This is a genomic window from Sutterella wadsworthensis (genome assembly GCF_003315195.1).
In the GTDB taxonomy this organism is placed as follows: domain Bacteria; phylum Pseudomonadota; class Gammaproteobacteria; order Burkholderiales; family Burkholderiaceae_F; genus Sutterella; species Sutterella wadsworthensis.
This window is the reverse complement of record NZ_QNRV01000026.1, coordinates 1-12,364: the sequence shown is the minus strand read 5'-3', so window position 1 is coordinate 12,364 and position 12,364 is coordinate 1. Positions and strand designations below refer to the sequence as shown.

Annotated in this window: 7 protein-coding genes and 5 tRNA genes; 9 read left to right on the top strand and 3 right to left on the bottom strand. The window is 54.4% G+C overall.

From position 1 onward, the window contains the following. Positions 1-112: 112 nt before the first annotated feature. From DES29_RS09685 to DES29_RS09675, 3 genes are all read right to left on the bottom strand, one after another. Positions 113-1,174: a RelA/SpoT domain-containing protein gene (locus DES29_RS09685; protein ID WP_021994823.1), complete on the bottom strand. Its 1,062-nt coding sequence runs from the start codon at positions 1,172-1,174 to the stop codon at positions 113-115. Positions 1,175-1,830: 656 nt separating this feature from the next. After that, a tRNA-Leu gene (locus DES29_RS09680) sits at positions 1,831-1,915 on the bottom strand. Positions 1,916-1,959: 44 nt separating this feature from the next. Beyond that, positions 1,960-2,505 (bottom strand): hypothetical protein, encoded by a 546-nt coding sequence (locus DES29_RS09675; protein ID WP_021994821.1) that lies wholly within the window; start codon positions 2,503-2,505, stop codon positions 1,960-1,962. A gap of 267 nt (positions 2,506-2,772) precedes the next feature. On the opposite strand from DES29_RS09675, the gene tig reads away from it, so the two are divergent. The 9 genes from tig (at position 2,773) to DES29_RS09630 (ending at position 12,125) form a co-directional block, all read left to right on the top strand. Then, the gene (gene tig / locus DES29_RS09670; RefSeq protein ID WP_005430638.1) at positions 2,773-4,134 is read left to right on the top strand and encodes a trigger factor; all 1,362 of its coding nucleotides are present in this window, start codon (positions 2,773-2,775) and stop codon (positions 4,132-4,134) included. A gap of 326 nt (positions 4,135-4,460) precedes the next feature. Further along, positions 4,461-5,051: an ATP-dependent Clp endopeptidase proteolytic subunit ClpP gene (gene clpP, locus DES29_RS09665; RefSeq protein ID WP_005430640.1), complete on the top strand. Its 591-nt coding sequence runs from the start codon at positions 4,461-4,463 to the stop codon at positions 5,049-5,051. Positions 5,052-5,209: 158 nt separating this feature from the next. After that, complete coding sequence (gene clpX, locus DES29_RS09660; RefSeq protein WP_021994820.1) at positions 5,210-6,580, top strand: ATP-dependent Clp protease ATP-binding subunit ClpX; 1,371 nt, start codon at positions 5,210-5,212, stop codon at positions 6,578-6,580. A 113-nt stretch (positions 6,581-6,693) separates the two neighbouring features. Continuing rightward, positions 6,694-9,156 carry an endopeptidase La gene (lon, locus tag DES29_RS09655; protein ID WP_016473914.1) on the top strand — a complete coding sequence of 821 codons (2,463 nt, stop codon included), beginning with the start codon at positions 6,694-6,696 and terminating at the stop codon, positions 9,154-9,156. Between the two features lie 121 nt (positions 9,157-9,277). Further along, a tRNA-Val gene (locus DES29_RS09650) sits at positions 9,278-9,353 on the top strand. Positions 9,354-9,594: 241 nt separating this feature from the next. After that, a tRNA-Asp gene (locus DES29_RS09645) sits at positions 9,595-9,671 on the top strand. Between the two features lie 188 nt (positions 9,672-9,859). Continuing rightward, positions 9,860-9,936: transfer RNA gene (locus DES29_RS09640), tRNA-Asp, on the top strand. A gap of 65 nt (positions 9,937-10,001) precedes the next feature. After that, positions 10,002-10,078, top strand: a tRNA-Asp gene (locus DES29_RS09635). 145 nt (positions 10,079-10,223) lie between these two features. Beyond that, positions 10,224-12,125, top strand: a complete 1,902-nt coding sequence (locus tag DES29_RS09630; protein WP_021994819.1) for a SurA N-terminal domain-containing protein — start codon at positions 10,224-10,226, stop codon at positions 12,123-12,125. The last annotated feature ends 239 nt before the right edge of the window (positions 12,126-12,364 follow it).

Genomic DNA, 12,364 nt, shown 5'->3' with positions numbered 1-12,364 from the left:
AAAAGACACTGTCAAAAAGGCCTAGCCGCGGCCAGTAAAGCAAAACTCAAAAAGCTACGAGCGATGGCGGCTGAAACGCGTTGCGGCACAAGTTGCGAAGAGCATGAAAGACTCAACTTGCCAGGATTTCTGAGCAAATTGCGCTTAGATGAGACATGAATGCTTTAGTGTCAACGAAATAATTAGGATACGCTGTCCGCAAATCCTTCAGGTCGCCAGCTGCGGCGAGAACGACGTCGACGGATGGATTATCCTTTTCAGTTCGCTCCATGAGCATGTACATCTGTTCAGCAAGTGGGGCCTGATCCGAGGCAAACGGAATGAAAGATGATGTTTTCTGTTCCGTATTGAGAATCAGCAAGTAGTATCCATTTTTTGCCTTATTTTCCACGCCGGAGGTAGCTTTTATCACGGTGGTGAAAGCAGATAGCTTGTCAAATATCCCTAGCCGACTTTCAAGATCTTGGAACTCCTGCGCAATCACTTTTGGTGCTTTGTCGCGTAATGAAGCGACAATTGGTTCTCGTTCTTTGATGGAGAATAAAGCGCTGCAAAGCTTGAAGAATTGTTTGAAATCTTCGTCGCCTGCACCTGTCTTGAAAGACGATTTCTCTATGACTCCAAGGGTTTCAACTGCAGTAGCCCAGTAGTGCTGAAACTTTGTACGGATCTGGACTTCAATTTGTATACCTTCCAGTTCCTCATGTTGGATAGTGCTGTACTTGAAGACCTGATGAATCCCGCGATATCCATCCGGCTTTGGCTCTGTAATGTAGTCTTTGGGCGGCATTACAGGACGGTGTTTGTGTCGTCCTTTTATCAGGGATTCGTGAATAAAACGAACTTCTCTGACATTATTGACGACAGCGCGAATACCGCCAATGTCCTGCATACGATCGAGTTGCATGCCGGGGAAGCGCTTCAGTTTTGCGACGATGGATGGTGTTCGCTTCAGTCTTTGTGCAACGATCGCAGATTTAATTCCGAGTGATGAGATTTTCTTTCTAATGAGCGCCTGAAATGTATTGATTGGCCTGTAGTACAAAGCTCGCCAGGAAGACAGAATTTCCAATGCTTCAGCTGTCTCAGCTTCAGATAAATCAGAGTTACGAAGAGCCTCGCCGGCTTTCCTCACAGACTTCTTAGAAGGGGTAATCGGCGTGGTTTTGATCATGATTTTGAGCTGTATGAATAATGTATTTTGGATGGTGTAGAAACGAAGCTCGCTTAGTCTTCTGAAGACGCACTTTAAAGTGCAGGTTGTTTCATCAGCACGAAGAGGTACTTTCTGCGAACACCATTTACCAATCTTCACTCTAGCATCTTGTTATGACTAGGAAAAGGATGAGGCCGTATTAAAGGTGCAGTTGAGACGGTTGAGCGAAGGAGTGGCGTTTCATGATCGCCAGGTCGACGGGTTCGTGACAAGGAACATCAAGTCGGGCAAGCTGAACTCCGCATTGAAAAAAAAGTTCGCAGTCGCTTTCTGAGGGCAGGCTCCGCAGTCATTCAGGCTTCAGTAACGATCCCGTTGAATACGCAATAGCAAGTGAACGCTATGGTTTTAACTGACTGTTTGAATTCTGCGGGAGGGCTGCAGTAGGCCCTGGAGTAGCACCAGATGACGGAATGTGTGACGTTGGGCTTGAGCGGGTCTGATGCGCAAATTGACGCCCTTGTAGTCTTCGTTTTTTTCATGCAGCCAAACCCACCGCCGTCGTAAATGTGTCGTAAAGACGCTGTAAAAACGGCTTGATTTGTGGATACAGAGGGGGCTGCATGCTATATGCAGTGCATATAGCATCTAGAGACAACACTCGGTTTGCCATGTGGTGCGCGAGGCCGGACTCGAACCGGCACGCCGTGAAGCGTCAGGACCTAAACCTGGTGCGTCTACCAATTTCGCCACTCGCGCACTGTGGCGTGCATTGTACAGAAGAGCACGCCGAAGTGCGGGTGCTATTCGTTTTCCAAATCGCTGCGGACAGCTTCGGCCAGTGCGCGGCGGGCAGTGTTGTATTCTCCCCACGTAATTTTCCCTGACAGCAGATCTTCCTGAAGGGTATTGATCTGCGGGTCGCGCAGCCGCTGAGAAAGCTCAGCGCGGGCGGCGAGCGCTGGATCTTGGGTCTCTCGCATGATCCGGCGGGTTTCTTCATTGAGTTCGTGAGTGAAAGCGAAGACGGCTTCGGCGGCACGTTTTTGCGCAGCGGTAATGCGGGTGGAGTCTTTGGTCATTTCGTCTGTAATGCCTGAAGGCAGACAGGCGGTTTTCCTGTAGTACGGCTGATTGTCCTGAGCCACACAGGCCGCTCGCATGCGCTGGACGACGACTTCAATGCGTTCGCGGTAGCTTTGCGGTTCCGCTTCATCCTCTTGCTGATGAATTGGCCGGACCGTTTCAGTCGATGTTCCTGAGGCGCTGCGCTGCGGCGCGAGTGTTGTCGAGCATCCGACAAGAGAAGTGACAAGGACGACAAAGAGAGCGGCAGTCTTGTAGTTCATGGGTGGACAGACAGATAAATGGGACAGGAGACTTTCAATGCAGCGCAAGAAGGCGTTAGTTATAATGCAAGGCTTCTCATTTGGTAGGTTTTTTTTGGTTGCTGCAGATTACCGGCGATCAAAATTCCCCTGATGAGGGACAGATTTTCCGAACCGTTCGGCTGAGCTTTTTAGCCGAACGGTCTTTATTCACACATCGAGCCGCGCCGGCACCAGAAGTAGTTTTTTAGGTGCAAAACGGATCGAAATTACATAAAGATCAAAGCGATGACTGAAGAAAAGACTGAACAGGCCGTCGAACAGGCTGCTGCTCCTGAAACCAAGAAGGAAGAGGCCCCGGCCGTGTCGCTCGAGCGTACGCTTGAGCTCTCCGTTCCGTCCGCTCAGGTCCGCGAGCTTGCTCAGAAGCATCTGCGCGGCTACGCCAAGGATGCCCGTATGCCCGGCTTCCGCAAGGGCCATGTTCCGATGAAGCAGGTCGAAGCCATGTACGGCATGCGCGCCTTTGACGAGGCCCTCAACGAACTCGTCGGTCAGGCCTGGTCGAAGGCTGCTCAGGCCTCCGGTCTGCAGATCGCCGGTGCACCGAAGGTTGAAGCTGTCGAAGGCGCCAATGGCGATGAGGAAACGATGCGCTTCACGGCTAAGTTTGAAGTTTTCCCTGAAATCACATATCCTGATTTCAAGGCGCTGAACCTCAAGCGTTACACCTCCACGGTTGATGATGCTGCTGTCGAAGAAACGATCAACGTCATGCGCAAGCAGCGCGTCACCTACACTGAAGCCGCTGCTGATCGCGCTGCCCAGAAGGACGACCGCGTTACGGTGAACTTCACCGGCACGAAGGAAGGCATTGAATTCCCGGGCGGCAAGGCTGAAGGCTTCCAGTTCGTCATCGGCAGCGGCCGTATGCTCGCCGAGTTCGATGCGGCGGTTGCCGGCATGAAGGCTGGTGAATCGAAGACGTTCGATCTCACCTTCCCGAAGGAATATGGTCCCGCTGATCTGAACGGCGCCACCGTCCAGTTCCTCGTTGAAGTGACCAAGGTTGAAGAACCGCACTTCCCGACGATCGACGACGAATTCGCTCAGTCCCTCGGTGTGAAGGATGGCGTTGCTGCCATGCGTGCCGACGTCAAGAAGAACCTCGAACGCGAAGTGAGCTATCGTCTTGAACAGCGCACTGCTGCTGAAGTCTTCTCGGCTCTCGACAAGGTGCTTACGTTCCCGGTTCCGGCCGCTGTCGTTGAAGAAGAACGCCGTGCTATGGCTCAGCAGTACGCTCAGGCCATGCGCAGCCGCGGCCTTGAAGCCCCGAAGGATATTCCGGACTCCATGTTCCAGGAACCGGCTGTCAAGAAGGCCCGTGTCGGTCTCTTCATCTCTGAAGTCGTTCAGCGTGAAAAGCTCACGGCCACCGATGAACAGATCACGGCTCGCGCCCAGTCGATCGCTGCTTCTTACGAAAATCCGGCTGAAGTCGTTCAGTACCTCACGACCGACCGTCAGAGCCGCGTGAATGTGGCGATGCAGGTTCAGGAAGAGAACGTCACCAACTGGCTCCTCGGTCAGGCCACCACGGAAGAAGTGCCTGTCGAATTCGACAAGGTGATGAAGGGCGAGTTCTAATCGCACTTTTTTGAAGCGGTTGGAGCACCCATCGGGCACTCCGCCACTTCCGTACTCAAGCGGCATTGCCGCTTGAGGCTGGTGAGGGCGCCTGCGGGCGCCCTTCGGCATTTTTGGCAGGCGTTTAAACGCTGGAAAAATGCGCAATTGTGCGAATTTTTCGTCCTTTCAGCGAATGCCGCCCGCACTGTCATGCATACCGCACGCGGTTCCGCCATAATGTTCGAACGCTATGAGCGGATGAGCAGTCCGTTCAATTTTCAACCGTTTATGCGCGCTGGCTGTGCCGGGCAGACGCTTACGGTTCACAGATTTGATTATTGGTTATGTCATTAGTTCCTATTGTTGTTGAAAGCTCCGGTCGGTCGGAGCGCAGTTTTGACATTTACTCGCGTCTGCTGCGTGACCGCATTATTTTCCTCACGACGGAAGTAAACGATCAAACGGCCTCGCTGATCGTCGCTCAGCTGCTCTTTCTTGAAAGCGAAGATCCTGACAAGGATATTTCGCTTTACATCAACAGCCCGGGCGGCTCGGTTTCTGCCGGCATGTCGATCTTTGATACGATGCGTTTCATTCGCCCGAAGGTGAATACGATCTGCCTCGGCATGGCCGCGTCGATGGGCGCGTTCCTTCTGGCCGCAGGCGAAAAAGGCAAGCGCTATGCACTGCCGCATTCGCGCATCATGATTCATCAGCCTTTGGGCGGTGCAGAAGGTCAGGCGAGCGATGTTGAAATCCGTGCTCGCCAGCTGCTGCTCATCAAGCGTCAGATGAACGAACTGATGGCCGGCTTCACCGGCCGCAGCTATGACGAGCTCGTTCGCGATACAGATCGAGATAATTTCATGAGCGCGCAGGAAGCGCTCGAATACGGTCTCATCGACCGAGTGCTTACGAGCCGCGCGGATCTTTGATTTCCCTTTCCCCATGCTTGAGGCTGGCAGCTGCGCGGCTCGAACTTGTGCGCGGCTGACCTCAGGCAAGAACCTTCCGCATTGCGCTTGACGGCTGATGTCAGGCGCTATGCGGATGAGTTTTCCTTTCGGCCCGAAAGCGCAATGCTTTTCAAGCAATGCTCGGTGCCGGGCAACGAATTTCTTACCAAAAAATGGCAAAACGCTACTGCTCTTTCTGCGGCCGTGATGAGTCGCAGTGCTCCTCCCTTTTTCAGGGCCTGCACGGTGAGCTCCTCTGCGGCGACTGTGTCCGTCTGATGGCGTCCGAACTCACCGGCGCAACGACCGGCGGCAAAACTGCTGAAGAGCCTGCTGCCGAAGCCCCTCAAGCGGCGGCTCCGGCCAAGATTCCTACGCCGCGGGAGCTCTATGAGCTTCTCGACAATTATGTAATTGGTCAGGAACGCGCTAAGCGGACACTGTCGGTGGCGGTATTCAATCATTACAAGCGTTTGAATACGTTGGGTGACAAAAAGCTCAAGGCGCTTGAAGACAAGGTTGAGCTGCAGAAGTCCAATGTGCTGCTGATCGGCCCGACGGGTTCGGGCAAGACGCTTTTGGCTCAGACGCTCGCTCGTGCGCTCGATGTGCCGTTTGCCATTGCGGATGCAACGACCTTGACGGAAGCGGGCTACGTTGGTGAAGACGTTGAGAATATTGTCGCTAAGCTTGTGCAGGCCGCCGGCGGCGACATTGAGCGTGCACAGAAGGGCATCATCTATCTTGACGAAATTGACAAGATTGCCCGCAAGAGCGAGAACCCTTCCATTACCCGCGACGTGTCGGGCGAGGGTGTTCAGCAGGCTCTTCTCAAGCTCGTTGAAGGCACCATTGCGTCCATGCCGGTCAAGGGCGGGCGCAAGAATCCGGGAAAGGCCATGATGGAAGTCGACACTTCCCAGATCCTCTTTATCTGCGGCGGTGCGTTTGACGGAATGGAGCGCATTGTTCGCCACCGCACGGAGAAGAGTGAAATCGGTTTTTCCGGTACGGTCGTCGGCAAAAAGGATCACAACCTCACGGATGTCTTCCGTCAGATTGAAACGGGTGACCTTGTGAAGTACGGTCTGATTCCGGAGTTGGTCGGTCGTCTGCCGGTGATTACGGTTCTTGAAGAACTCAATGAAGAAGCGCTCATTGAGATCCTGACAAAACCGAAAAATGCCATTGTTCGCCAGTATCAAGTGCTTTTTGCCATGGAGGACGTGGATATTGAATTCACGCCCGAAGCCCTTAAAGCCATTGCACATCAGGCGATTGAGCGTAAAACGGGCGCCCGCGGCCTGCGTTCGATTATTGAGGCGCTGCTCCTTGACACGATGTTTGAAATTCCCAGCCGCACGGATGTGGCAAAGGTGATCGTGACTGAAGCGGTTGTCACTGCCAAGGCAAAGCCAGAGTACGTGCTTCGTACTGCAGAACAAATCGAAGCGCTCAAAGCTGAAAAGGCGGCTGCTCAAGCAGCTCCGCAATCGTCGCAAGTCTGATGGAGGCGGCGCTCCAATCAAGCAATTGGTTCTACCCCACTTGGCACGGGTTGAAAATTGCGCGGAGCGTCCCCATATAGACTTCAACAATCATCTTTTATGGGGTTATTGCTTTGAACGATAACAAGACTCCCAACAACGAAGCGACTGCCGCTGCGGCGGGTCCGCTTCCGGTGATCCCCCTGCGCGACATGGTGGTGATCCCGAATTCCATGACGACGGTCTTCATGGGCCGTCAGATCTCGGTGCTCGCCGCCGAGGCTGCTATGCGTGTGCATTCTGGGCGCGTCATTCTGCTCACCCAGCGTGAAAAGAGCATTGATTCGCCGAAGCCCGAAGATTTCTGGGATGTCGGTGTACTCGGCGAAGTGGATCAGCTGCTGCGTCTTCCCGATGGTTCAGTGAAGGCGCTTGTACACGGAACGCAGCGCTGCCGCGTGACGAGCTGGACCGATGCATCTGGGTTCTACAAAGCCACCGCGGAAGAACTGCCGACAGAAGAAGTGTCGGAAGATCTTGCGGCCTATCAGCGCACCCTCAATCGTCAGCTTCTCGACTATGCGCAAAACGTCAAGAAGCTCACGCCCGAACACCTCCGTCCCGTAACGGAGGAAACGGATCCGGTGCGCGCCTGTGATGTGGCTGCGTCTTTCATTCCGCTGACCACAGCTGAACGTCTTGACTTTCTGCGTGCTTCCAATCCGGTGCGCCGCTATGAAATTCTCATCGGCGTGCTCGACCGTGAACTCGAAAGCGGTCAGGTTGAAAAACGCATCCAGATGCGTGTCAAGGGCCAGATGGAGAAGAACCAGCGCGAGTACTACTTGAATGAGCAGATGAAGGCCATCAAGAAAGAACTCGGTCTGGACCCGGAAACTGCAGAAGCCGAAGAGGAAGAGGCCAAACTGGAGCGTCAGGTGCGCGATGCGCAGATGCCTAAGGAAGCCGAAGAAGCTGCGCTTACGGAAATCAAGCGCTTGAAAACGATGCCGCCGTCGTCCTCAGAAGCGAGCGTCGTGCGCAGCTACGTCGAGACGCTTCTCGAACTGCCCTGGAAGAAGAAGAGCCGCGTCAACCGCGACATCGAACGGGCTCGCCGTGTCCTCGATGAGGATCATTGGGGACTCGAAAAGGTGAAGGAGCGCATTCTTGAATATCTCGCCGTGCAAAAGCGCGTGGGCAAGGTCAAGTCGCCGATTCTCTGCCTCGTAGGCGGTCCGGGCGTCGGCAAAACTTCGCTTGGGCGCTCGATTGCCCGGGCGACGAATCGCGAATACGTACGCATGGCCTTGGGCGGCGTTTCCGATGAAGCGGAAATCCGCGGTCATCGCCGTACTTACGTGGGCGCGATGCCGGGGCAGGTCATTAAGCACATGATCAAGGCTAAGGTTAAGAATCCGCTTTTCCTCTTGGACGAGATTGACAAGATCGGCGCCAATCACCGCGGTGATCCGGCAGCAGCGCTGCTTGAAGTGCTGGATCCGGAGCAGAACAACGCCTTTGAAGACCACTACGTTGAGACGCCGTTCGACTTGTCGGACGTGCTCTTCGTGGCGACCTCCAACAGCTATGACATTCCGCCGGCACTGCTTGACCGTATGGAGGTGATTTCGCTTTCGGGCTATACCGAAGACGAAAAGGTGCACATCACGATGCGTCATCTCATTCCTAAGCAGATGCGCGTCAACGGCGTGAAGGAAAACGAAGTGGTGGTGGAAGAAAGCGCGGTGCGCGACATCATCCGCTACTACACGCGTGAAGCGGGTGTACGCTCGCTCGAACGTGCTGTCGGCAAGATTCTGCGCAAGATCGTTCTGACGGAACTCGAGGCGCCCAAGGACAAGCGTCCCACGGAGCTTCCGATCCGCGTCACGGCCGAAACGCTTGAGAAGTACCTCGGTGTGCGGCGCTTCAGCATTACGTCGGCTCAGCGTGAACCGCAGGTCGGCATTGTCAACGGTCTTTCGTGGTCCGAAGTGGGCGGCGACATTCTGATGATTGAAGCCGTGGCTTTCCCGGGCAAGGGGCAGGTGCTTCGCACCGGTATGTTGGGCGACGTGATGAAGGAAAGTGTGGAAGCGGCCCGCAGTGTGGTGCGTGCGCGTGCCAAACAGCTGGGTCTTAAGTCTGACATCTTTGCCAATACCGACTGGCACATCCACTTCCCCGAAGGTGCTATTCCGAAGGATGGTCCGAGTGCGGGTGCGGCTATCGTTACAGCGATGACCTCTGCGCTTACCGGCATTCCGGTCAGAAGCGACTTGGCGATGACGGGTGAAATCACCCTTCGCGGTGAAGTGCTTCCGATCGGCGGTCTGAAAGAAAAACTGCTCGCGGCTCAGCGAGGCGGTGTGAAAACCGTCTTGATCCCGCAAGAGAACATGAAGGACCTCACCGAGATCAAGGAAGACGCTCTGAAGGGGCTCGAGATTGTGCCGGTGAAGCACATTGAGGAAGTGCTTGCTCGCGCACTCGTGCGGCAGCCGACTCCTCTCACGGATGATGCCGAGGCAACGCTCATGCCGCCGAAGATGTCGTCAGCGCCGAATACGCCGGCTGCTCAGCCTTCCGCGTAATTTGATGCTGATCTGCTAAGACAGCAGTGTGAAAAGAATGGGCGGCGGCGAGCAAAATTCGCCGCCGCTTGCTACAATCCGCTCTCCTTCGAGTTTGACGCTCGAAGTTTCAAAGTCCGATGGATCCTTAGCTCAGTTGGTAGAGCAACGCCTTTACACGGCGTGGGTCGGGGGTTCGAGTCCCTCAGGATCCACCATCACTCATCTTTCGGACTTTAAGCAGGAATCCCGAATCGCAGTTGGCGGTCCGGGATTTTTCGTTATGCGCAGGTTGCTGAGCGGTCTACCTCAGTGATGCTGAGCCGCTTTGATCACGTGTATGCGTCATGTAGACGTGAATTTGAGGTGGTTTTTCGATATTCCTCTTGACAGGTTTTGTGAAGTCTGTAAAATCCCAATTCTTCTCCGAAACGGAGAAGGCGCTCTCCGAGAGAAAACGGAGTGGTAGTTCAGTTGGTTAGAATATCGGCCTGTCACGCCGAGGGTCGCGGGTTCGAGTCCCGTCCACTCCGCCAAACCTCCAAGAGAGCACTGATAGAAAAGCCGGTAACGGCTTTTTTATTGCCCTGGATTCCGGGTTTAAGGAGTCCACTGGGAGATGCATCCCGGGACGCAAGAGATGATGACGCCGGAAGGCTTGCAAATTCTCTTTCGCTCCGTATAATGCACCTTCTAGGCTGAAAAACAGCAGCATCTCTGATGCGGAGTGGTAGTTCAGTTGGTTAGAATATCGGCCTGTCACGCCGAGGGTCGCGGGTTCGAGTCCCGTCCACTCCGCCAACAGTTTTTCTGCAGTAATTTGATCGCGTCAAATTCTGTTTCCAGCCAAAAATGCGCGAAAGCGCGGAGTGGTAGTTCAGTTGGTTAGAATATCGGCCTGTCACGCCGAGGGTCGCGGGTTCGAGTCCCGTCCACTCCGCCAAAGATTTCTTGAAAAAGGCGAGCCGTGAGGTTTCGCCTTTTTTGTTATCTGCGTCCCGGCAAAAGAACATTTCCAACTGGCATGCTCGCCGTTTCTTCGCTTTCTTCAATGATGCGCAGAAGCGGCCCTTAGACAAGGATCCCTTATGCTGCAGGCATTCCGCGAACACAAGCGTTGGCTGATGGTCATCGCAATGGTGTTCATTATTCCGAGCTTTGTGGTTACCGGCATTTATTCGTACAACCGCATGACTCAGAGTGACAACTCGATCGTCAAAGTGGGCGAGGTGTCGATTACGCCTGAAAATTTTGATTTGGCCAAGCGCCAGCAGCTTGAACGCCTGCGTCAGCAGATGGGTGAGAGCTTTCACGCCAGCCTGCTCGATACGCCTCAGGCTCGTGAAGACCTGCTTCGCATGTTGATGGATGAGGCTGCGATCAATCAGGTGGTGGCCAAGAACCACATTTCCGTCAGTGAAGCACAGGCTGTGGCCCTCATTAAGAACGCTGATGCGCTCAAGGTTGACGGCAAGTTCTCTGCCGAGCGCTATGAACAGTTCCTGCGTTCTCAGGGCAAGAGCGACCAGCAGTTCGTGATGGAGATTCGCAACGATCTCGCTAAGGAAGCGGTGGTTTCCGGCGTGAGTGCGACCTATCCGGTCCCCAAGGCGCTTACGGAGCAGTTCTACGAGATCCTCACCGAAGAGCGCAGCGTTCGCACGCTGGTTCTGCCTGCGGATGACTACCTTGACAAGGTTGCCGTTACGGACGAAGAGATCAAAGCCTACTACAACGCTCACCTGAAGGATTTCCTTTCGCCCGAGCACATCAAGGCGCAGTACGTTGTCTTTTCGCCTGACGCTTTCAGCAATCAGAAGGCCAGTCTGGACGACCTCAAGACCTTTTACGAACAAAATAAGCAGCGCTGGACCGTTCCTGAAGAGCGCCGCGCAAGTCATATTCTGATCGAGTTCGGCGATGACAAGGAAGCTGCCCGCAAGAAGGCTGAAGAACTTGCCAATGAAGTGAAGGCTGATCCTTCTAAGTTTGCTGAACTGGCCAAGGCCAATTCCGTTGACACGGGCAGCGCAGAACAGGGCGGTGATCTGTCCTTCTTCGGCCGCGGCGTCATGACGAAGGCTTTTGAAGATGCGGTGTTTAACGCCAAGAAGGGCGATATTGTCGGCCCGATTGAAACGGAATTCGGCTGGCATGTGATCTACGTGACCGACATTCATCCGGCTGCAGTTGAACCTTTCGAAGACGTGAAGAGCGAGATCGAGCGCGAGTATGCGCAGCAGCAGGCGATTCGCGAGTTCTCCACCCATGCCGATGAATTCACGAACCTGGTTTATGAGCAGTCCGATACGCTCGAACCGGCTGCAGCGAAGTTCGGTCTTAAGGTTGAGACGGCTGATTTCGTCACCCGCAACGGCGTGACGGATCCGGAACTCAGTCAGATCATTACCGATCATGTGGCTGAATCGCTGTTCGGCACAGAAGCCTTGAAGGAAAAGCGCAATACGAGCGCGATTGAGGTTTCGGGAAATCGTTTGGTTTCTGCTCGTGTCGTGGAATACTTCCCGGAAGCTGAACGCCCGCTCGACGAAGTGAAGGGGCTCATTACCGATGCGCTCAAGCGTCAAAAGGCTGGTGCCATGGCGATTGAAGCCGGTCAGGCCAAGCTCGCTTCGGTGCAGCAGGCTAAGAGTGTTGACGGCTTCGGCGACGAGATGTGGATTTCGCGCCGCGCGCCGCAGAATCAGGAAGTGACTGTGGTGAATGCTGCCCTTGCACTCCCGACGGCGAAGCTTCCGAGCTACACCAATGCTGTGCTCGCTGACGGCTCCTACGTTGTCATTTACGTGAAGGAAGCCAAGAAGCATGAAGCTAAGCCCGAGGACCTCGCCGGCATCACCCGTGAACTTTCCTCCGTTTATGGTGAATCCGATCGCCGCGGGTACCTCGATGCACTCGAACATTCGCTCGGTGTTGAAGTGCAGCGCCCCGATTTTGTGAAGGGTGAAGCAAAGCAGACTGAGGAATAATCAGCGCCGCGGGTTCATAGTCGGCAGCAGCTGCAATGCCCTCTGCGCCGACGTGAACCGGTCAAACTTGAACTACGGGATGCCTGCTCACTAAAACAAGGGCAGTTCCGTCAATATCTTTATCAAGCCCGTGATCTTATTTGAAAAAATAGGCCACGGGCTTTCGTTTTTGTGTTAACATGCTCTATAACCATAATGTGCAGAGCATAAAGATGGAAAATTCTCCAAAAAGCGGCTTC